Here is a 20,012-nt window from a genome sequence, read left to right as displayed (position 1 = left end):
TTTTTTCCTTACCCTTTTTTCTTGGATGCAAAACAATTTTTTCTCTTGCGGGCGGCTCCCTCATTACATAAAATGGTTGAAAAGGGGGGATTTTGTGCTGGTAGCAGTAACTGAAAATCAGGAGAAATTTATCATTGATTCCAAGATCCCTCATACAACCTTGAGACGTTTAAGGGAAGAAAAAAAGTTTTACTGTCCCCAATGCGGCGGACCGCTTCAATTGAAAATCGGCCATATCAGGATTCCCCACTTTGCCCATATAACAAAAAGCCGATGCGATTCAACGTTTTCGGAAGGCGAAACGATGGAGCATCTGCTGGGAAAAGAGCAGCTATTTGGTTTTTTCCGCTCCCTGGAGCTCCGGGTGGAACTGGAATCCTATTTGCCGGAACTAAGACAGAGGCCCGATTTATTGGTCAATAAGAACGATTCCATTTATGCCATCGAGTTCCAATGCAGTCCCATTCATCATAAACGTTTGATGGAACGAAATCAAGGATATCTTCAAAAAAAGATTATGCCCATTTGGATTCCGTTAACTCCTGTCAATAAACTCAATGGAACAAAAGGCTTCCAAAAAGTGACCCTTCCTCATCAACTCCAGCAATTTGCTTGCGGCGAAAATGGGCCGAAATTTCTCATGACCTACGATCCTTTATCCAAACAGTTTGTGTATCTCTCCAATCTCATTCATCTGAAAGGCATCACGTTTTTTTCAAAAGTCATTCCCCTTCCTCTATTCAGGCAGCATTTCCCGTTTTATTTGCCAAAGTCTTACTCGACCGATGAATTTTCCAAAGTATTAAAAGCATACCATCTTTTTATCAAACATTTTTTGCGGTCAAGGGTTTTACTTAGCCGAAAAGGTGTCAATGATTTATTTTTAAGAAGCGTTTATGAACTTCGGCTGAATCTTGAACATCTTCCATCCTTTCTCGGCGTGCCGATCTGCGGCAATGAAGCGCTGAAGGTTTGCGCAGTTGAATGGCAGACGGAGCTGATGTATTTTATTGGGCTTTGCGGAATAAAAGTGCATGCCATCAACCGGGCGGTGATTTCGGATTTTTTCCGCTGGTCCAATCGGATCTGCACGGAGGATGCGCTTTTGCCGGTCCTCCGATTTGTGCGGCTTCTGCAGGAACTGGGGGTGGAAAATGCCGAAAGTTCCGTGAAACAGCCGCAACTGGAGGAACTTCTGTACAGGCAATTTCTTGCAACAAACGTCAAAGATTGAGAAAATATGGTTGGTACCAAATTTTTTCAGGACGGGGGCATTCATATGGCAAAAAAATTGATTACACGCGAAGAAGTGCCGAAAGAATTGACTTGGGATTTGACGACCATTTTCCCTTCCGATGAGGCATGGGAACAGGAATTCAAGGATTTGGAAAAATTGGTCTCAGAAGCTGAAAAGTATAAAGGGAAAGCAACGGAAAGCGCCCAATCTTTATATGAAACGCTGCAATTCAGCGATCAAATTTCCGAACGCTTCGGAAGACTCTATGTCTACAGCCATCTCAAACACGATGAAGATACGACGAAGAGCAAATATCAGGGCATGGAAAGCCGCGCGCGCTCATTGGGCGCGAAAATCAATGCGGCATGGTCATTCCTGACTCCGGAAATTTTGACGCTGTCAGAGGAACAAATTCAGCGATATCTTGATGAATATGAACCGTTGCGCCTCTATACGCAAATGTTCAAGGAATTGAACTTGCAGCGGCCTCATGTGTTGTCTGCGGACAAAGAGGAGATCCTGGCGCAGTTTTCGGAAGTGTCAAGCTCGCCGGGTACGACATTCAGCGCTTTGAACAACGCGGATCTCGAATTCCCTGTGATCAAAAATGAAGAAGGCGAAGAAGTGCAGCTCACTCACGGCAATTACATCACGTTTTTGGAAAGCGAAGACCGCGAAGTGAGAAAAAGCGCCTTCAAAGCAATGTACGATACGTATGGCAAGTTTATCAACACCTTTGCCTCCACGCTGGCAGGCAATGTCAAAGCGCACAATGTGTATGCGAGAATCCGCAACTACAAGTCAGCCCGACACCGCGCACTTGCCGGCAACCATATACCGGAAAAAGTGTACGATCAATTAATTGAAACGATCCATGAATATTTGCCGGCGCTCCACCGATATGTAAAATTGCGCAAAAAGGCGCTGGAACTCGATGAATTGCATATGTACGACCTGTTTGTTCCCCTTGTGAAGAAAGTGAAAATCGACATGCCTTATGAAAAGGCGAAAGACATTATGGTGAAAAGCTTTGCGCCATTAGGGGAAGAATATCAGTCCATCGTGCAGGAAGGATTGAACAGCCGATGGGTGGACGTGATGGAAAACAAGGGCAAACGGAGCGGCGCCTACTCTTCCGGCACATATGGAACAAATCCATATGTCTTGTTGAACTGGCAAAACAATCTCGACAACTTGTTCACGTTGGCCCATGAATTCGGCCACAGCATGCACAGCTACTATACGAGAAAAACGCAGCCGTATCCATATGCGGATTACTCCATTTTCGTGGCGGAAGTGGCTTCCACATGCAATGAGGAGCTGTTATTCGATTATTTATTGAAACATACGGACGATAAACAAATGAAGCTTTATCTTCTCAACCATTGGCTCGACAGCTTCAGAAGCACCGTTTACCGGCAAACCATGTTTGCGGAGTTTGAACATATGATCCACGAAATGGACCGCAACGGGGAAGCCATCACGGCGGAACGTTTGACGGAAATTTATTATGATTTGAATAAACAATATTTCGGAGAAGAAATGACGGTCGATGAAGAGATCGGCCTCGAATGGGCGAGAATCCCGCACTTCTATTACAACTACTACGTATATCAATATGCGACGGGACAAAGCGCGGCAGTGGCTTTGAGCCGGCAAATTTTAGAAGAAGGAAAACCGGCAGTGGACCGCTACATCAACCACTTCTTGAAAGCCGGATGCTCCGATTTCCCAATCGAAGTATTAAGAAAAGCAGGAGTGGATATGGAATCCCGGGAACCGATCGCCCAGGCCTGCAGAGTATTCGAAGAAAAGCTGGACGAATTGGAATCTTTATTATTAAAATAAGTTTTCCCGCGGGGAATAGTACAAATTGCATAAGGGCTCATCAAAAATGCTTTAAAAGAGGGTGGATTCTCTTTTGAAGCATTTTTTTCTCGGATTAAAACTTTTTTTGTATAATATTTTTTTGTCGAATATTTATATGGAAAGCGTATGATTTCCGTGCTGGGAAAATCAACTTAATAGGGATATTTTTTCTTAATTTTTCAATATTTTTTGAAAGTTTAATGAAAGTGTTTTCATTATGTCGAATTTGTGAATTTCGAGTCGCAAACCTTGCATTAATTATTATTCCATGATAAATTATAAACGTGAAATAAATCACATATCAAACATACACCCCTTTGTTTGAACGTGAACATTTCTCCCATCCCCTTTGTGTAAAGAGGCATTTGCAAATGGCAAATGCCTCTTTTACATGTTTGTAAATCCCCATGTTCCGATATTTTGCGGAAGACTTCCGTCAAATGAAAAACGGCCGGTTTCAAGGAATTGAAGAAGCGCTTCGCAGAATCCTTCCCGAAAAAAGCGCGAAAAAAAGTAGACATTTTTCATGTCTACACGGAAAGATTCTATTAATATCAAATGATGGTTCATGATTGCTAGAATGAGAAGGATGGCTGCTTTAACCGCCAAAGGGTCACCGTTTCGTTCGACACGCGCTCTATTTTTTGCTGCAGCATGCGTTTTTTCAATTCCCGTTCGGCATCGCTTATAGATATGGAATAAATGCTGGCCACTTCGTCCGTCGTTAAATAGTGGAAACGCTGGAACAATTCATCAAAGGACGGAAGAGGCTTGCGGACTATTTTTTCATCCAGCATTTCCTGCAGGATGTGTACGTAAATCTCATAGGAATAAATTCCGCTGACTTTCAATCCCTCTTCTTCGATATATTCATTGAAAAAGACGATGCTCGGAACTTCGTCGATTTCCATCTCCCTTGTGATATACAAATCGCATTGAAATGCGCGCACCGCTTCTTTTGATCCGAAATCTTTGACGAATTCTTCCTGATCCAGATTGGCTTCTTTGGCCATTTTCACTAACGCGGTATAAGAATGGACGTTTTTTGTTCCCAATAATGCGTGTTCCTGCAACTTTCGGATGTATCGGTTGGCCGCCTTTTTCCCTTGCAATTCGGCCGCTTTGATGGCTAGCGAGGGCAAGGCGGGATGAGTAATATCCACATCAGCACCTGTAAAGCACCCTTTGATGCGCCGAGTGACACAGTTTAAAGCGGTCAACTCGGTACTGAGTACATATCTCCATGTGAAATAATGCTCGTACTCCAATTGCAGTTTTTTCAACAGGGACTGCAATTTGAAGGCATTGGGGCAAAGCGGGTCAATAAAAACATACAATTCAATCGGTTTCGACGTTTTATCGGATGCGACAGGCTCTGATACAAGCTGGATATTATTCAATCGAATCCCCCCTCATCCTCGTTCGGAGAATTAATCATATGATGCGCAGTCAACACGAGCCGTTGGAAATATTGTTCGCGCAACGGTCCTTCCAGCCCCACTTCATCCATTGCTTCGCTCATGCATTCAAGCCAGGCCTGGGCATGATCGGGCGTGATTTTGAAACGCATATGCCTTGCGCGCATCATCGGATGACCGTGCTCTTGCGTATATAAATTCGGGCCTCCTAGGTATTGGGTTTGGAATTGGATTTGTTTCCGGATGGTCTCCGTCAAGTCATCCGGGAATAAAGGCCGCAGCAACGGATGCACATCGACACGTCTATAAAAGGCATGAATCAATTCCTTTAATTTTTCAGCACCAATTTCTTCATATGGAACTTTGTATTTTTGGTTCATAGGTGAAAAAACTCCTTTTAATATACGTATTTGCGCATATTCGAAATTGTGGCCATATGATGAAGACCTGCACTTAGTTATAATCCATTCTATCAACGGCTGAACGTTTTTTTCAATCAAATCGCTTTAAGCAAGTTATGACGCCGAAAAGGGGAAAACTTTTTCATTCACATATTATTATAGTAATTTAGTACCTTCTTTACATAGTTTTGCGTCTCTCTGAATGGGGGAATGCCCCCGTATTTTTTCACATTGCCCGGTCCGGCGTTATAGGCGGCCAAAGCCAATTCTAAGTTGTTGTTGAATTGATCCAACAATTGGCGCAAATACTTTGTGCCGCCCATGATATTCTGTTCGGGGTCCTTTGCATCCGTTACCCCCAGATATTTTGCGGTGCCGGGCATCAGCTGCATCAGTCCTGCCGCCCCGGCGGAACTTACCGCATTCGGGTTGAAATTGGATTCCTGCTTCATGACGGCCAATATAAGCTTTTCAGGAACTCCGTATCTGGCGGAGGCTTTCTTGACAATCTCCCGATAAGGGGCGTCCGATGGGGCTTCCGCCTGCTGAGCGGAAACGGAAGACAATGATTTGTACTGATTGTACACTTTCGTTATGTAAGATTGATTTTGTAATGCAAATTGGGATAAATAATCTTTGGCTTCCGCGTTCAAACCGTTTTGGGAAGAAAACTCGTCAATCGCATCCAATAGCGCCTGTTCCGTATAGCCGTCCGCCCCGGCGTTGGCCAATATTTCATTGAAAATTTCCGTAAACAGGCTCTCCCCGTCCGCTGAATTGATGGCGGAGCCGTTGTTTAACGAGCGCAGCGCATCGAGTTCGAGGATCGCTTTGATCATTGCCGCTTCCAATCAAGATCCCCCTTTCCTTTCAAAGCTTTCATGAATCGGGCAATTTTTTTATCGGCTGTTTGTATATTTATATTTCGCTCTTGCAAGAATGATAAGAATACTTCTTTCCCCAATTTTGAATCTTTTGTTTCATATTCTACCTCATAATCGTCGCAGTGCAAATAGAAGGAGTGGTCGAAAACAAGGACTCCGCCTTTATAGGGGATTTCTGCCCGGTCCGTTGTCAGTGTGCCGAATGGACGCAAATCTTCAATTGGCACTTGCATTTGAATGAGCCTTTCTTTGACGGAGGGGGCCGCAAAGTTTTGGCCGGAAAGAATTTCGTCCCTTTGCTGTTCTGTCAGCTGATCTGTCGTTTCCAGATGAATGTGTTCCGATGTTTGTTCCTTCAAAGTGCATACAATGGTTCCATTCTCTTCCCGGACACGGAGGGCGCTCGATAATTTTTTCAAGTGGCCTTCTTCCGTATCCAAGTAATGGTTGATTTGGCGCACGATCTGATGCGGTTTGATGTTGAATTCTTTCAACAGTTGTTCATATTGTTCTTTCGTCAATACATTTTTGAATTCGATTTCGTATTGTTGGTTCATCCGTTTTTCCCTCTCGTTTATGGATTTTATGGAAACCTTTTTATCGAAAAAAGTTCCAGCTGTGTTAAAATATGAGGAGAACTGGTAGGGAAGGGATTGTTATTTGAATGCGCAATATATATGACATCGATGAAGTTCGTATGGAAAATGATGCTTACTATTTTAGTCTAAACGAAAGGACATTGGAAATACAACTCAAGCCGGCGGGCCAAATGTTGGCAGATTCTGATGGAGCGGCTTTTGTCTATGTCGTGGAAGAAAACGGCGGGTATAGTTATTTGCGCTTTCCTGAAAAAGTATGGGGAGCGCTTGCCGATATCTTGAAAACGAAGAAAGATCCTTTTTTGACGGTAAAAGGGAAAACCATTCCATTACGTAATTTTGCAGACGAATTGGAAATGCTCGTCTTCAATATAGAAGGAAACGGCAATTACGGCGATACTTTTGTGGAAAAGGTCGAAGCAGCTTTCCGGGAAATATTGAAGAGCGAATAGTCGCTGTTGAAGTGAAGTTGATGGGAGGAATGTACAATGGGGCAATGGGAACGTTTTCTTGGACCGTATAAACAAGCGGTGGACGAGCTGAAAGTGAAATTTCGCGGGATGAGATCCCAATATCAGGCGGAAGGCATGACTTCCCCCATTGAATTTGTGACGGGACGGGTAAAACCGTTGGCAAGCATATACGATAAAAGCATGGAAAAAGGCATTCCCTTCGAACCTTCCGAGCAATTGGCCAGAACACTGCAGGACATCGCCGGCATCCGCATCATGTGCCAGTTTGTCGATGATATCGCGACCGTGGTCAATTTAATTCGGCAACGGGATGATTTAAAGATCATTGAAGAAAAGGATTATATCACCAATAAAAAACCGAGCGGCTACCGCTCTTATCATATCATTGCAGAGTATCCGGTGGAGACGGTCAAAGGAAAAATGACGGTGCCCGTGGAAATCCAGATCCGCACGTTGGCCATGAATTTTTGGGCCTCTATCGAACATTCTTTAAATTATAAATACAAGGGCGACTTTCCGGAAGAGATTAAATTGCGCCTGCAGCGGGCAGCTGAAGCGGCTTTCCGGCTGGATGAAGAAATGTCTTCGATACGTTACGAAATTCAGGAAGCCCAGGCCTTCTTCAGCGAAAACAAAGAAGCCCAAAACCCAATGATCCGAGAGGAAAAGGAGCGTGAGTAATATTGAAATTTTCCATACAATCACGCAATGATGCTATATCGAATGAATTAAAGGAGCTTGCCCAAGGCTATTTGCAAGATTTTGGCCTGATCATGGACGAGAAAGAACCGGACATCGTCATTTCCATCGGCGGGGATGGCACCCTGCTGCATGCTTTCCACAATCATGTGAAGAGGCTTGATAAAGTGGCGTTTGTCGGGATTCACACCGGCCATTTGGGGTTTTACGCAGACTGGAAGCCGTCCGAATTGGAAAAGCTGGTGTTATGTATTGCGAAAAATCAATATCGGGTCGTTGAATATCCTTTGCTGGAAGTGAATGTGCGCAACAATAGTTCGGAAGTCAGCACTTATCTGGCATTGAATGAGGCGACGATTAAATCTCCTAATGTCACCCTTGTGATGGATGTGTTTTTAAATGACCGACATTTTGAACGGTTTCGCGGCGACGGTTTATGTATTTCCACTCCGTCGGGAAGTACCGCCTACAATAAAGCATTGGGAGGCGCCATCATCCATCCGACGTTGCAAGCAATCCAGGTGACGGAAATGGCATCCATCAACAACCGCGTGTTCCGTACCATCGGTTCGCCTCTCGTCCTGCCTGCCCACCATACATGCAAGTTAAAACCGGTAAAAAACCAAACCTTTACAATGACGGTAGACCACTTGCAACTGGACCATGGCGAATTGGATCATGTAATTTTCCGGGTGGCAAAGGAAAAAGTGCGTTTTGCAAGATTCCGTCCGTTTCCCTTTTGGGAAAGAGTCCATGATTCCTTCATTGCAAGCGAGTGATGACCATGCCTTTTCAATTGCAGTTTAAGGCAATGAAAGATGGGGAATTGCTCAGGGAAGCGATTCAAAAGCAGGAGATTTCCAGTAGAGCGTTGACGGACATCAAATATGGCGGCGGAAAAATTTTAGTAAACGGCGAAGAAAAAACGGTGCGCCACCTTTTGTCAAAAGGTGACGTCATCACCATCATCTTTCCGGAAGAAAAAGCGAGCGAATCCCTTGAGCCGGAGCAGGGGGAATTGAATATCGTCTATGAAGATGAGGCATTGCTGATCCTCGATAAACCCCCATATGTGAACACCATTCCATCAAGGGAACATCCGTCGGGAAGCATCGCCAATTTTGTGTACGGCTATTTTCAGGAGAGGGGAATCGATTCCACCGTCCATGTCGTGACAAGACTCGACCGGGATACTTCCGGCCTTGTCTGCATTGCCAAGCACCGGCATATTCATCATTTAATGAGTCTGCAAATGCAAAAAGGGCTCATCAAAAAAGAATATGAAGCCATCGTCCATGGACATGTCCGGAAAGATGCCTCCATCATCCTCCCGATCGGCAGGAAAAGTTCAAGCATCATTGAACGGGAAGTCAGAAGTGATGGACAATTCGCCCGTACCGATGTGAAAGTGTTGAAACATTTTGTCCATCAAAAAGAGCCCCTTACCCATGTACGTCTCCATTTACATACAGGGAGAACCCATCAAATCCGAGTCCATATGTCCCATATCGGCCATCCGCTCGTCGGGGACGAGCTGTATGGGGGTAGCAAGGATTTCTATGACCGGCAAGCCCTTCATTGCGTACATTTGGAATTGTTCCATCCATTAACTAGGAAAAAATTCATTTTTTCCAGCGAAATAGTTGATTCAATGAAAAAAATAATCCATAATTAGATGTTCGAGATTTTCGGACATCTTTTTTCTTTTTAATGGACAAGATGTTCATAAAAAATCTATTGCCGAGAGAACGGATGAAACCTATCATTGTATTGATATTGAAAGGAGGGGGACAAAATGATCGAAGAAAAAGAAAAACGAGATTTGTCCAATAATGAAGAAGGGCAGTTGCTGAAATGGCTGACGGAAGAAAAGATCGATGAATTCCGTGAAAATTTTTTGGCACTGCATGCGTATGATCAAGCCCGGTTTTATATGAAGGTGGGACCTGACATACGCAGGACGATGTATCATTTTTTGTCTCCCGAGGAAATGGCGGAAATTTTTGAGGCCCTTGAGCTCGACGATGAGGAAGTTCAAGGATTTATCAAAGAAATGGATCCGACATATGCAGCCAATATGCTGTCTTACATGTATACCGATGATGTGGTCGATGTATTGAATGAGCTGGATAAAGCGGATCGCGATCAATTTCTTAAACTGATGGATGAAGAGACGGCTGAAGAAGTAACGGAACTTCTGGGCTATGAAAAACATACAGCCGGTTCTCTCATGACGACGGAATATGTGTCCGTCCAGGAAAATTCCACAGTGCGTTCTGCGATGAATGTGCTTCGCCGGGAAGCGCCGGATGCAGAGACGATTTACTATATATTTGTCGTCGATGAAAATCACCGTTTGACAGGTGTTTTATCGCTGAGGGATCTCATTGTTGCCGATGAAGATGCCCTGATCCGTGATATCATGAACAATCGGGTCGTTTATGCGAAGGTGACAGATGATCAGGAAAAAATTGCCCAAATCTTTAAAGATTATAATTTCCTGGCTTTTCCTGTTGTCGACGACAATCTTGTTTTGCAAGGAATCATCACGGTCGACGATATCATTGACGTCATCGATGAAGAAGCCAGCGACGACTATTCGAAACTGGCGGGGATTTCCGATATCGATGATATAGATGCCGGGCCTTTCAAGGCGGCAAGACAACGATTGCCGTGGCTTGTGATGCTGTTGTTTTTGGGAATGCTGACGGCAACCTTGATGGGACAGTTTGAATCGACCCTTGAAAAGGTTGCATTGCTTGCGGTGTTCATCCCGCTCATTTCCGGAACGAGCGGAAACAGCGGAACGCAGGCATTGGCCGTCGTGGTGCGCGGGATTGCCACGGGGGAAATTGATGAAAAAAGCAAATTGAAAATGATTTTCCGTGAAATGGGTACCGGACTCATTACCGGACTTGCTTGTGGTTTGATTGTTGTGTTGGTGGTGTTTTTGTGGAAGCACTCCATGATGATTGGACTTCTTGTTGGAACAGCCATTTTCTGCTCCATTTTCGTGGCGACCCTTGCCGGTTCATTTATACCGCTGCTCATTCATAAATTGGGCATCGATCCGGCGGTGGCATCGGGACCCTTTATCACCACTTTAAATGACATCACGAGCATATTGATATATTTGGGATTGGCTACCTTGCTGCTTGGACAGCTTTAAAATCCAAAAAAGAAAAAGAAAAAATCTGCTTGCGAAAAGGCGGGCAGATTTTTTCTTTATTTAAAAAGGAATGGGGGGGAGTGGAAATTGAAAAAAGTGGCTGGAAAATTCCCTCAGGAGCGGTTATTTTAATCCCTTCGACGCCAATGAAATGGAAGCGATATCGTTGGCATGTATAGTTGTGATAGCGTTTTTTGTGCGGATTTTGATATTGATTCCGTCCAAGCCTTCAATCAATCCTGTAATTTTTTCTCCATTGGTGAGATGGAAGGTCAAATGGCGATGTTTGCGGTTGCCGGGCTGGGAGAAATAATGCAGCTGTCTTGCGATGACCGGATTTTTAATTCGCTCTCTTCGGGAAATCTCATACACTGAAGTGCTTTCTTCCAGACACGCTTCTTCCGCATCTTCCTCTACATCAATGTAGTAGAAGGGTGGAGTCTGAATGAATAGCAGTGGTTCTTCCAATCGAACACATCCTTTTTTTCATAAAATATGCAACGGGATTTTTTTCGTGACTATTGTCTAGTCGGTTGCATCCAAGATAGCCATTAATGGATTTTGGAATGGTTATGATCGGGGGATTTGTGCAAAAAATAACAAAAAAGAAGGAGCGTTTGCCCCTTCATCAATTATTTCTTCTTATCGTGGATGTGCAAATTTACATCGGCAACGCATTGGATACCGGCGAAACGGGAGAGATCGACTGTTACGCAAGTATCCGTTTTCTTAAAGTGGCAGAATTCCATCATTGCGCTAGTATCCATTGATTCTCCGTCGACAGTAGAAATTGGTTCATAGGCATCGCTTGCCGGAGCGATTGCACGCAAAGTTGCACAGCAATCACCGAACATATCCTCTACTCTGAAGAACGGTGTTTTATACCATCCGTATTCTTTATCGAAAAACATTACTTTAAAAGGAGTACCGTCTTCATTCAATAACATGAATACGCGGGTATCTGCGTGGCTTCTGCGATGTTTGTTGTTGATTCCTCCAAGAGGTTCGAGGAAACAGCTTGTGCCGCAAGTATCATCCTCATCATCCACTATGTGATTTTGAAGTTCTAAAATTGTTTCTACTACTTCACAAATGCAACCCTCATGACGACGACCATGTGAAGAGCTGTCAAAATGTTTTCTTCCACAACCCATTATCTTTCACCTCACTTATTTTTGTTCAATCTACAATATGAAAAATCATGGATGACAATCGGGCGAAAGTCTATGGGCGGAACGATTAGGTCATTTTTCTTGAATAGTTTTTTTTATGTAAACGCATAATGACATTAAAAAGGGGGATGTGGATTGAAAAAATTGGTACTTCCCTTGTTGCTGTTCATGTTTTTAACGGGCTGCAATGATGATCAAAAAACCCTTGAAGTAAATGATATCGGAGGAGAAGAATCGGAAAAAGTGAAAATCATCATGGAAAATGAAGAGGAAATCTACAGCGGGCGGGCCATTTTCGTGGAAGATCAATTGCTGGTGGCGGTGCAGGCAAAACCGTGGCTCGATTATAAGAAAACCAAAATCGAAAAGAATTTAAAAAAGAAGCTGGAAGAAAGTTTTCCTGAATATGACATCACTGTTTCCTCAGACTATAAACTTTATTGGGAAGCGCAAAAGTTGTTGAAAGAAGACGATGGCGAAAAACTCAAGAAAAAAGTGGAGAAACTGAAAAAATTGAAGAAGGAGGAAACATAATGGAACAGGAAAAATTCGATAAGATCGAACAGGAAATTACGCCCCGCACCCCCTATGTAAAAAATGTTTTAAAAGCTTTTTTTGTCGGCGGACTGATTTGTACGATCGGACATGCCATTACGTATTTTTACATCATTTTTTTTGATTTTACGGAAAAAACCGTTGGAAACCCGACTGTCGCGACGATGATTTTTCTCTCCATGCTGCTTACCGGCTTCGGTTTATATCAAAAACTTGGACAATTTGCCGGGGCAGGAAGCGCGGTGCCGGTTTCGGGATTCGGGAATGCGGTGATTTCTGCGGCAATTGAACATCGGACGGAAGGTTTTGTGCTTGGAGTGGGAGGCAATATGTTTAAATTGGCGGGGTCTGTCATTTTATTCGGTGTCACTTCCGCTTTTGTCGTGGCTTTAGTGAAATTAATTCTTGTATCGACGGGTGTTATTGAATGGTAATCGTATTCGGACAAAAACCTTCCATCATCGCAAGCGCAGCTGTCGCAGGTCCGCTGGAAAGAAAGAGCGTGTTTTATTCCTATTTTGATTCGGTTGTCGAGGATGAGCGATGGAATCAGGCCACGAATGAACAGGGAAACGTCAAAATGATCCAGGAAGCATGCCAAATTCTTCTGAATAAAACCGGTTTAAACCGTTTGGATATCGATTTCTTTTTGGCGGGCGATTTAGTGAACCAAATGACGCCAACGAATTTTGCTGCAAGGGAAATTGCCGCTTCTTTCATCGGGCTGTTTTCAGCCTGTGCGACATCCGTCTCTTCCGTCATTGTTGCTTGTCTATTAACGGAATTGGGCGCCTCCCAATATGCGATTGCAGGCGCTTCCAGCCATCATAACGCAATCGAACGGCAATTCCGGTATCCGATTTATTATGGTTCACAAAAACCGGCTACAGCCCAATGGACGGTTACGGCGGCGGGATTCACTTTGATTGGAAAACATAATCCGAAAAATCCCTCCATTGTTGCGGCAACAGTAGGAAAAGTCATCGATTATGGACAGAAGGATCCGTTTCATATGGGGGCAGCGATGGCGCCCGCCGCATATGATACGATTTCAAGGCATCTGGAGAAAAGGAAGCAGCAAATCAAGGATTATGACTTAATTATGACGGGGGATTTGGGAAAAATCGGGTTGCAAATTTTGAAAAAAATGTTTGCCGAGACCGGGGCGACCCGCGAAGAATGCAACATCTTCCGGGATGCAGGGGCAGAGTTTTACGGGGAAGATCCGTCCTTTTTAGCGGGCGCCAGCGGTTCGGGCTGTTCCGCGTCCGTTTATTTCAGCTATGTGCTTCAGCAATTGAAAAGCGGGCGTTTTAAGAGGGTGTTGCTTGTTGCAACCGGTTCCCTCCATTCGCCGCTGACGTTTCAGCAAGGCGAATCCATTCCCTGCACGGCCCATGCAATTGAAGTGACGATGGAGTGAGGACAAACATATGATATTCATGGATTTTCTTTTTGCATTTATAATAGGCGGACTAATTTGCGCGATTGGACAAGTGCTGATGGATGTGGGAAAAATGACCCCGGGCAAAACTCTATCGATCATGGTCGTTGCCGGATCAATCATTTCAGGTTTAGGCTGGTATCAGCCGTTGATTGATTTGGCCGGCGCCGGTGCAACGATTCCCATCACTTCCTTTGGCCACTCATTGACGCAGGGAGCCATCGCGGAGGCGCAAAAACATGGGTGGGTCGGCGTGTTGACCGGAATGTTTGAAGTAACAAGTTCCGGAATCAGTTCCGCAATCGTTTTCGGTTTTATCGCGGCACTACTTTTTAAATCAAAAGGAAAAGTGAACTAGACGAATACCCCTCCAGGCGGCTGTAGTGGTGCATACACTACAACTGTAAAGAAAGGAGGGGATTTTTTATGTGGGATAAATGCGGTTGTCAATCCCAGCACGGTCAGATGCAATCAGGCCCGATGCAAATGTGGCCAATGTACACGCTCCCTGCTTATGACTATTGTGCACCTTCTTACGTAAGTCCTGCATATTATAGAGGGAAATGGAAATACAACGGTGACCTTTTTGTACTAATCGTTGTATTATTCATCTTATTGATCATCGTAGGTAGCTGTAAATGGTAAGGAGGGGAATCATGAACCAGTTTTTTAGGCAAATCGAAAAAAAGACCGGCGTAAGCATGGAAGAAATTTTTGCACTAGCCAATGCAATCCAGCATGCAGACTTTACAAATGAAAAACAGGTGCGCAAAATTGTCCGCCGTGTGAGCCAATTGGCCAATAAGCCGATCACGAAGGAATTGGAAGATCAGATCGTGAAGTCCATTATTCAAAACGGCCATTCACTCGATTTGAGCAGCATTCAAAGAATGTTGGGATAAAAGGACAGCTGTCTAGAAAAAGCGGTTTCTAGACAGCTTTTATTATGCAAAATGGATTTGTTTGAATTAAATTTCTACATCCGCTTCCAAGTTACTCCGTTTATTTTTTATTGTACTGTAAATGCTCATGGCAAAAACAACGATGGTAATGAGCATGATGACCGTTGAAATCGGGCGCAGGAAGAAAATCAGGAATCCTTCCGTGGAAATCGATAAGGATTGCAGCATGGAAGATTCCAATTGGGAACCGAGGATGAATGTGACGATCATGGCGGAAATCGGGATGTCCAATTTTTTCATAATATATCCGATGATGCCGAAGACCATCATCATTCCCACATCCCATAAGCTGCCGTTCAAACTGTAAGTGCCAAGGAAAATCACCATCAGGATGATCGGGAACAGCAATTTGTATGGAACCATTGCGATTTTCGCCCACATGCCGACCAATGGCAAATTCAAAATTAATAGCATCACATTGCCGATAAACATGCTGGCGATAAGTCCCCACACAAAATCCGGATTGTTCGTGAATAATGTCGGACCCGGTGTTAATCCGTGCATAATAAATGCCCCTAAAATGACGGCCATTGTCGGCGAACTTGGCAGCCCCAACGAAAAGAGGGGAATCAATGCTGCGCCGCTATGGGCGTTGTTCGCCGTTTCAGGGCCCGCCACCCCTTCAATCGCTCCTTTTCCAAACCGGGATGGATCTTTCGAAACCTTTTTCTCCAAAATATATGAGAATGTAGATGCGATAATGGAATTGGCTCCGGGAATCAGACCGAGAATCATGCCAATGCCTGTCCCGCGGCCTACAGCTTTCAACGTTGACGGCCATTCTTCCCTTCTTGGCAAAAGACCCTTTACCTTTGGAGGTTTGCCAACTCTCGCAGGATTTTCCGCATTAATCAGAATTTCAGATATTCCGAACAGCCCCATGGCCATCACGGCAAAGTCGATGCCCTCCATTAAATGAAAGGAATTGAAGGTAAATCGATACTCCCCGGAAACGATATCCTGGCCGACCATGGACAATAGAAGCCCGATGAAGGCGGCAATCAGCCCCCGTATAAGCGATTTCCCCATTAAAGCCACAATCATGAGCATTCCAAGCAGCATGATGGAAAAAAATTCAGGAGGGCCGAATTTCAATGCGACGCTTGATAAAAAAGGACCCACAAATGTGAGGACCATCACCGCGACGATTCCGCCGATGAAGGAACCGATTGCCGCAACGCCGAGAGCCGTCCCGGCACGCCCCTGTTTCGTCATTTCATAACCGTCGATGCATGTAATAACGGAAGCCGCTTCTCCCGGCACGTTGACCAATACCGAAGTGATGGTGCCGCCATACATGGAGCCGTAAAAAATGCCCGATAACATGATAATCGCCGATACCGGTTCCATCCCGAAGGTAATCGGGATGAGCAGGGCGGTTCCTGAAACCGGCCCGAGCCCCGGCAATATACCGATGATCATTCCGAGCATGACACCGATAAAGCAATACAGCAGATTTTGCCACGTAAGCGCTACCAGAAAGCCTTCCAATAGCGAAAAGAGCGAATCGATCATATTTTCTCCTCCCCATTTAAAACAGCATTCCGCCTATCGGCAAGTGCACTTTTAACAGATGATTGAAAAGTACGTAGAAAATGAGCGTAATCCCTGCGGATAACAAGACGGCAACATACCATTTATATTCCTTCCAGAATACCATGGACAAAAAGACGATTCCCGCAACGATATAGCCGGCCAGCAGGAACAATACAAAAAATACGAGGAGACTCATGATGATAAATAAAACCTGTTTCAGGGATTGCCCGGCCGGCCATTCCTCGCTGCTGACATTTTTTCCCCTCAAGTTTTCGATAATGTACAGGATTGCCAGCACAATCAAAATCCCGCTGATCCAGACAGGGAAAAATCCCGGACCGGGACCGATTTCGGAGTAATAACCATAATCGAAGGAAATGATCAACGACACGATTCCCAAAGTCAGAACGGCTACTCCCGCAATGATGCCCGTTTTTGCATTTGTCAATTTTCGTTCCTCCCCCTTTGCACACATCCGGAAACAGAAGGGGAATTGAATTCCAATTCCCCATCGATTATTTGATTAATCCAAGCTCGGTCAGAATTTCTTTTGACCGCCGATTTTCTTCATCGAGCTCTTTTTGTACACTTTTGTCATCCCCCGGCTGGATTTGAAGATTCACTTTTTCGAATTCTGCGATGACTGCCGGATCTTCCAATGTCTTCTTTACCGCTTCCTGCAATTTTTCAATGATTTCCTGCGGCACGCCTTTTGGTGCAAGAAGTGATGTGTTGCTGTCATATGCGATATCATAGCCTTTGTCTTTTAAAAGCGGGATATCCGGAAAATACGGAACAGGCGTGCTGGCTGCATTGAAAATCGCGCGCAGCTCACCGGATTCGATCATCGCTTTTGCATCGCTCGGCTGTAAAATGACGCCGTCCACATGTCCCCCCAACAAGGCTGTGATGGCAGGGGATGTCCCTTCGAATGGCACCGGTTTCACTTTGATGCCCGCCAGTCTTTCAAGCTCTGCCATCGGAAGATGCGAACCCGAACCGATACCGCCGGCTACGCCGAATGTAAACTGTCCGGGATTATTTTTTACGTAGTCGAACCAATCTTCAAATGTTTTCCATGGTGCATCGCCCCGGACGACTAAAATTTGCTGGTTGCCAAACACTTTCGCAATCGGCTGGAAACTGTCATGGGAATACTTTGTTTTCCCATACAGCGGCTGCATCGCCACCGCCCGGTGAGTCGTCAAGGCCAACGTATAGCCGTCCGCTTTCGATGCATAGAGATCCGATAAGGCGACTGTGCCGCTGCCTCCCGGTTTGTTGACCACGACGATTTTTGCCCCTTCCAAATATTGAGGCAAATATTTCTCCAAAATTCGGGCGCCGATATCGGTTGAACCGCCTGCAGCAAACGGCACAATCAGCTGGATCGGCTTTTTTGGATAATCTAAGGCCGGTTCTTCGGCATTTCCTTTTGCTTCATTGTTCGAACATGCCGACAATAGCAGAAGCAATATCGATATGAGTACAAGAAGGTTTTTCTTTTTTAACAATGAGCCCATTTGTTTCATATTCCCATCCCCCTGAATATAAAAATTGTCTTTCAACCAAACCAACGAGAAACAGCCAAGTTGCAATTTAATGTTTTTTTCCGTCCAACCAATTCCAGGTTGGATGTTAATCATCGGCTTGACAGGAAATTTTCCCGATGCGTACATCCACAACGGCTGAACGCCCGGTTTTCACGGTTTCCATCGCTTCCCGCAATGCAAGAGGCAACGCTTCCGGATCGGATACCGTTTGTGCAAAGGCGCCTCCCGCGGCTTCCGCTATTTTCGCCAAATCGGCAGGCCGGCTGAAATTGACCCAGAAGCTGTCGGTTTTTTTGGCTATTCCTTCCGGGTACCGTTTTAAATAATTCATTTTCGTCGCATTCCACCCCTCGTTGTTGTAAATGACCGTCAAAAATGGCGCATCATAACGGCGGGACATCCAATGGACGGATGACGGGGAACTGAAGAAATAGGAACCGTCGCCTGTCAAGCTGACCACGGTTTTGGACGGATTTGCCAATTTGATCCCTATGGCCGCACCTCCGTTCCATCCCAGGGACGTGCCGCCGCTTGTGAAATATGTGGAAGCTTTTGTCCTGGGTAGATGCTTGCAGACGGTCATGGTATTCGTGATGGTTTCATCCAAAATGATCGTGTCTTCATCCACCACTTCCCGGATGCAGGCGGTCAGCCATTCAGGTGTAATCATGCCATTTTTTGGAGATTCCTGTCTGGACCAGGATTTGCGCTCCATTTCATGGCGTTTCGCCAGATGCTTGTATCGCTTCCGGATGGGACGCTCATCCGGATTGATTTGCTCCAACATTTTGTTTAGTTGGCGCAGTGTTTCATATGCATCCGCACGGAAATTTTTGGCCTGGGGTATGTGCCATAGCGGAATATTTTCCTTGATCGGGTCCGGGTCAATGAAAAATACCCGGCAATCCTCTTTCGGGTTTGCTTGTGATGTTACCCAGGGAACATCGGTATCCAATGCAATGATGACATCCGCTTCTTTGATGTATGGCATCGGATCATATCCGGCATGCAATGGATGGTTTCTCGGAAAATTTAAATATGTCGGAATCTGTTCCACCACCGGAACGGCCAATCGTTCGCAAAATTTCACCAATTCTTCCACCGCTTCGGCTTTTCTTCCCAGGTAAGTGGTAATTACTAATGGATTTACCGCTGACATGAGCGCATCCAGTATTTCTTCAAAGCCGCCATGGTTCGGCGTCGACTGTTCGATGAGCGACCAGTTTTTCCAATTGTTCGGCAAGGAATCCACCTGTTCCTCGAGCACTTCCCGGGCAGCCGTCAAATATACCGGACCGGGGGGATCGCTTTGCGCCATTTGCATTGCTCGATAAACCATCTGTTTCACATTTTTGCCGGTCCGAAGATCCGCTTCCCATTTTACGTACGAACGGACAATTCCCCGCTGGTCATATACGTTTTGCAAATAATTCACATAAGAATTGCGGGTGCCCGGCAGTTCACCGCCCATCGTAAACGGGGTTTCCCCGGCAAAGACAAAGACCGGCACACGGGCGCGGAAGGCGTTGTGGATTGCTCCGCCGATATTTTGGGTGCCGACATCCGTATGAATGAATACCCCCTGGGCCTGTCCCGTCGCCATCGCATATCCCTGGGCGGCGGAGAAGGCGACGCTTTCATGGGGACAAATGATTGCCCGCGGCAGCTTCCTGCCTTCCTGCTTCGCTTTTGCCAACGCTTCTATGATCGATGGATGATCGCTTCCCAAGTTGCAGAATATATGCGAAACCCCTGTCTCCTGAAGCGCTTCCATTAACAAGTCGGCCGCTGTGCAGCTTATATTTTTATCCATCTAACAATCACCCTTTTTGTCACAAAATTGGTTTCAAATATTGAAAGCCATAAAAAAGGCTTAAATTCCTGATATGTTTGATAAGTTTCATATATCATTTCTGTATATGGAAAAATAATCCATCAACCCGCCGGTTGATATATCGAATGATAATTATGTAGACTTTTTTCTGCTCCGTGTTTTTATTTTTCTAAAAAATTGCGGTTTAACAGTATTCTGAAAATTCTT

Annotated in this window: 23 protein-coding genes; 13 read left to right on the top strand and 10 right to left on the bottom strand. The window is 45.0% G+C overall.

What is annotated here, in order from left to right; all coding sequences use genetic code 11:
- Positions 1–94 precede the first annotated feature (94 nt).
- Entirely contained in the window at positions 95–1,234 is a 1,140-nt protein-coding gene (locus FKZ59_RS05115) for a competence protein CoiA (protein WP_181733184.1), read from the top strand.
- Positions 1,235–1,279: 45 nt separating this feature from the next.
- Positions 1,280–3,085 (top strand): oligoendopeptidase F, encoded by a 1,806-nt coding sequence (gene pepF, locus FKZ59_RS05110; RefSeq protein WP_141601676.1) that lies wholly within the window; start codon positions 1,280–1,282, stop codon positions 3,083–3,085.
- Positions 3,086–3,681: 596 nt separating this feature from the next.
- Here the strand turns inward: pepF and FKZ59_RS05105 are convergent.
- The 4 genes from FKZ59_RS05105 to FKZ59_RS05090 form a co-directional block, all read right to left on the bottom strand.
- Positions 3,682–4,506 carry a DsbA family protein gene (locus FKZ59_RS05105; protein ID WP_141601675.1) on the bottom strand — a complete coding sequence of 275 codons (825 nt, stop codon included), beginning with the start codon at positions 4,504–4,506 and terminating at the stop codon, positions 3,682–3,684.
- A complete protein-coding gene (locus FKZ59_RS05100; RefSeq protein ID WP_141601674.1) occupies positions 4,503–4,904 on the bottom strand; it encodes a globin domain-containing protein in 402 nt (133 codons plus the stop codon). Before FKZ59_RS05100 ends, FKZ59_RS05105 begins: the two co-directional genes overlap by 4 nt.
- A 167-nt stretch (positions 4,905–5,071) precedes the next feature.
- Entirely contained in the window at positions 5,072–5,776 is a 705-nt protein-coding gene (locus FKZ59_RS05095; RefSeq protein WP_246045822.1) for a lytic transglycosylase domain-containing protein, read from the bottom strand.
- The gene (locus tag FKZ59_RS05090; RefSeq protein WP_141601673.1) at positions 5,761–6,366 is read right to left on the bottom strand and encodes a CYTH domain-containing protein; all 606 of its coding nucleotides are present in this window, start codon (positions 6,364–6,366) and stop codon (positions 5,761–5,763) included. The genes FKZ59_RS05095 and FKZ59_RS05090 overlap by 16 nt, the downstream gene beginning before the upstream one ends.
- A gap of 107 nt (positions 6,367–6,473) precedes the next feature.
- On the opposite strand from FKZ59_RS05090, the gene FKZ59_RS05085 reads away from it, so the two are divergent.
- From FKZ59_RS05085 to mgtE, 5 genes are all read left to right on the top strand, one after another.
- Positions 6,474–6,860: a UPF0738 family protein gene (locus FKZ59_RS05085; protein ID WP_141601672.1), complete on the top strand. Its 387-nt coding sequence runs from the start codon at positions 6,474–6,476 to the stop codon at positions 6,858–6,860.
- A 36-nt stretch (positions 6,861–6,896) separates the two neighbouring features.
- Positions 6,897–7,562, top strand: coding sequence for a GTP pyrophosphokinase (locus FKZ59_RS05080; RefSeq protein WP_141601671.1), 666 nt, complete (start codon positions 6,897–6,899; stop codon positions 7,560–7,562).
- A 2-nt stretch (positions 7,563–7,564) separates the two neighbouring features.
- Positions 7,565–8,359, top strand: coding sequence for an NAD kinase (locus tag FKZ59_RS05075; RefSeq protein ID WP_141601670.1), 795 nt, complete (start codon positions 7,565–7,567; stop codon positions 8,357–8,359).
- A complete protein-coding gene (locus tag FKZ59_RS05070) occupies positions 8,359–9,255 on the top strand; it encodes an RluA family pseudouridine synthase (RefSeq protein WP_141601669.1) in 897 nt (298 codons plus the stop codon). The genes FKZ59_RS05075 and FKZ59_RS05070 overlap by 1 nt, the downstream gene beginning before the upstream one ends.
- 120 nt (positions 9,256–9,375) lie before the next feature.
- Positions 9,376–10,749, top strand: coding sequence for a magnesium transporter (gene mgtE / locus FKZ59_RS05065; protein WP_141601668.1), 1,374 nt, complete (start codon positions 9,376–9,378; stop codon positions 10,747–10,749).
- A gap of 123 nt (positions 10,750–10,872) precedes the next feature.
- Here the strand turns inward: mgtE and FKZ59_RS05060 are convergent, their stop codons facing one another.
- Positions 10,873–11,217 (bottom strand): 4-diphosphocytidyl-2C-methyl-D-erythritol kinase, encoded by a 345-nt coding sequence (locus FKZ59_RS05060; RefSeq protein ID WP_141601667.1) that lies wholly within the window; start codon positions 11,215–11,217, stop codon positions 10,873–10,875.
- 164 nt (positions 11,218–11,381) lie between these two features.
- Entirely contained in the window at positions 11,382–11,903 is a 522-nt protein-coding gene (locus FKZ59_RS05055) for a CotY/CotZ family spore coat protein (protein ID WP_141601666.1), read from the bottom strand.
- A gap of 153 nt (positions 11,904–12,056) precedes the next feature.
- Between FKZ59_RS05055 and FKZ59_RS05050 the strand changes: the two genes are divergently transcribed.
- The 6 genes from FKZ59_RS05050 (at position 12,057) to FKZ59_RS05025 (ending at position 14,822) form a co-directional block, all read left to right on the top strand.
- Complete coding sequence (locus tag FKZ59_RS05050) at positions 12,057–12,455, top strand: hypothetical protein (protein ID WP_141601665.1); 399 nt, start codon at positions 12,057–12,059, stop codon at positions 12,453–12,455.
- Complete coding sequence (gene spoVAC, locus FKZ59_RS05045; protein WP_141601664.1) at positions 12,455–12,910, top strand: stage V sporulation protein AC; 456 nt, start codon at positions 12,455–12,457, stop codon at positions 12,908–12,910. Before FKZ59_RS05050 ends, spoVAC begins: the two co-directional genes overlap by 1 nt.
- Positions 12,904–13,899 carry a stage V sporulation protein AD gene (locus FKZ59_RS05040; protein ID WP_141601663.1) on the top strand — a complete coding sequence of 332 codons (996 nt, stop codon included), beginning with the start codon at positions 12,904–12,906 and terminating at the stop codon, positions 13,897–13,899. The genes spoVAC and FKZ59_RS05040 overlap by 7 nt, the downstream gene beginning before the upstream one ends.
- A gap of 19 nt (positions 13,900–13,918) precedes the next feature.
- The gene (spoVAE, locus tag FKZ59_RS05035; protein ID WP_408057450.1) at positions 13,919–14,278 is read left to right on the top strand and encodes a stage V sporulation protein AE; all 360 of its coding nucleotides are present in this window, start codon (positions 13,919–13,921) and stop codon (positions 14,276–14,278) included.
- 137 nt (positions 14,279–14,415) lie between these two features.
- Complete coding sequence (locus tag FKZ59_RS05030; RefSeq protein ID WP_141601784.1) at positions 14,416–14,565, top strand: YjcZ family sporulation protein; 150 nt, start codon at positions 14,416–14,418, stop codon at positions 14,563–14,565.
- Between the two features lie 11 nt (positions 14,566–14,576).
- Complete coding sequence (locus tag FKZ59_RS05025) at positions 14,577–14,822, top strand: stage VI sporulation protein F (RefSeq protein WP_141601661.1); 246 nt, start codon at positions 14,577–14,579, stop codon at positions 14,820–14,822.
- A 66-nt stretch (positions 14,823–14,888) separates the two neighbouring features.
- Here the strand turns inward: FKZ59_RS05025 and FKZ59_RS05020 are convergent, their stop codons facing one another.
- The 4 genes from FKZ59_RS05020 to FKZ59_RS05005 all read right to left on the bottom strand — a co-directional run bounded on the left by FKZ59_RS05020 (position 14,889) and on the right by FKZ59_RS05005 (position 19,784).
- The gene (locus tag FKZ59_RS05020; RefSeq protein WP_141601660.1) at positions 14,889–16,397 is read right to left on the bottom strand and encodes a tripartite tricarboxylate transporter permease; all 1,509 of its coding nucleotides are present in this window, start codon (positions 16,395–16,397) and stop codon (positions 14,889–14,891) included.
- Positions 16,398–16,413: 16 nt separating this feature from the next.
- Positions 16,414–16,866, bottom strand: coding sequence for a tripartite tricarboxylate transporter TctB family protein (locus FKZ59_RS05015; RefSeq protein ID WP_181733183.1), 453 nt, complete (start codon positions 16,864–16,866; stop codon positions 16,414–16,416).
- Positions 16,867–16,933: 67 nt separating this feature from the next.
- Positions 16,934–17,950, bottom strand: coding sequence for a Bug family tripartite tricarboxylate transporter substrate binding protein (locus FKZ59_RS05010; RefSeq protein ID WP_181733182.1), 1,017 nt, complete (start codon positions 17,948–17,950; stop codon positions 16,934–16,936).
- Positions 17,951–18,056: 106 nt separating this feature from the next.
- Entirely contained in the window at positions 18,057–19,784 is a 1,728-nt protein-coding gene (locus FKZ59_RS05005) for a thiamine pyrophosphate-requiring protein (RefSeq protein WP_141601657.1), read from the bottom strand.
- Positions 19,785–20,012: the final 228 nt, after the last annotated feature.

Origin of the sequence: Ureibacillus terrenus (assembly GCF_006569205.1) — a bacterium.
In the GTDB taxonomy this organism is placed as follows: domain Bacteria; phylum Bacillota; class Bacilli; order Bacillales_A; family Planococcaceae; genus Ureibacillus; species Ureibacillus terrenus.
Note: the sequence above shows the minus strand (reverse complement) of the source record. Positions and strands in the feature narration are given on the sequence as shown.

Excerpts from the sequence above, each read along its gene's own strand:
- FKZ59_RS05030 (WP_141601784.1), top strand. The coding sequence starts at position 14,416 with ATGTACACGCTCCCTGCTTATGACTATTGTGCACCTTCTTACGTAAGT.
- FKZ59_RS05090 (WP_141601673.1), bottom strand. The coding sequence starts at position 6,366 with ATGAACCAACAATACGAAATCGAATTCAAAAATGTATTGACGAAAGAA.
- spoVAE (WP_408057450.1), top strand. The coding sequence starts at position 13,919 with ATGGATTTTCTTTTTGCATTTATAATAGGCGGACTAATTTGCGCGATT.
- FKZ59_RS05025 (WP_141601661.1), top strand. The coding sequence starts at position 14,577 with ATGAACCAGTTTTTTAGGCAAATCGAAAAAAAGACCGGCGTAAGCATG.
- FKZ59_RS05080 (WP_141601671.1), top strand. The coding sequence starts at position 6,897 with ATGGGGCAATGGGAACGTTTTCTTGGACCGTATAAACAAGCGGTGGAC.
- FKZ59_RS05085 (WP_141601672.1), top strand. The coding sequence starts at position 6,474 with ATGCGCAATATATATGACATCGATGAAGTTCGTATGGAAAATGATGCT.
- spoVAC (WP_141601664.1), top strand. The coding sequence starts at position 12,455 with ATGGAACAGGAAAAATTCGATAAGATCGAACAGGAAATTACGCCCCGC.
- FKZ59_RS05020 (WP_141601660.1), bottom strand. The coding sequence starts at position 16,397 with ATGATCGATTCGCTCTTTTCGCTATTGGAAGGCTTTCTGGTAGCGCTT.
- FKZ59_RS05010 (WP_181733182.1), bottom strand. The coding sequence starts at position 17,950 with ATGAAACAAATGGGCTCATTGTTAAAAAAGAAAAACCTTCTTGTACTC.
- pepF (WP_141601676.1), top strand. The coding sequence starts at position 1,280 with ATGGCAAAAAAATTGATTACACGCGAAGAAGTGCCGAAAGAATTGACT.
- mgtE (WP_141601668.1), top strand. The coding sequence starts at position 9,376 with ATGATCGAAGAAAAAGAAAAACGAGATTTGTCCAATAATGAAGAAGGG.
- FKZ59_RS05100 (WP_141601674.1), bottom strand. The coding sequence starts at position 4,904 with ATGAACCAAAAATACAAAGTTCCATATGAAGAAATTGGTGCTGAAAAA.
- FKZ59_RS05040 (WP_141601663.1), top strand. The coding sequence starts at position 12,904 with ATGGTAATCGTATTCGGACAAAAACCTTCCATCATCGCAAGCGCAGCT.
- FKZ59_RS05005 (WP_141601657.1), bottom strand. The coding sequence starts at position 19,784 with ATGGATAAAAATATAAGCTGCACAGCGGCCGACTTGTTAATGGAAGCG.
- FKZ59_RS05055 (WP_141601666.1), bottom strand. The coding sequence starts at position 11,903 with ATGGGTTGTGGAAGAAAACATTTTGACAGCTCTTCACATGGTCGTCGT.
- FKZ59_RS05070 (WP_141601669.1), top strand. The coding sequence starts at position 8,359 with ATGACCATGCCTTTTCAATTGCAGTTTAAGGCAATGAAAGATGGGGAA.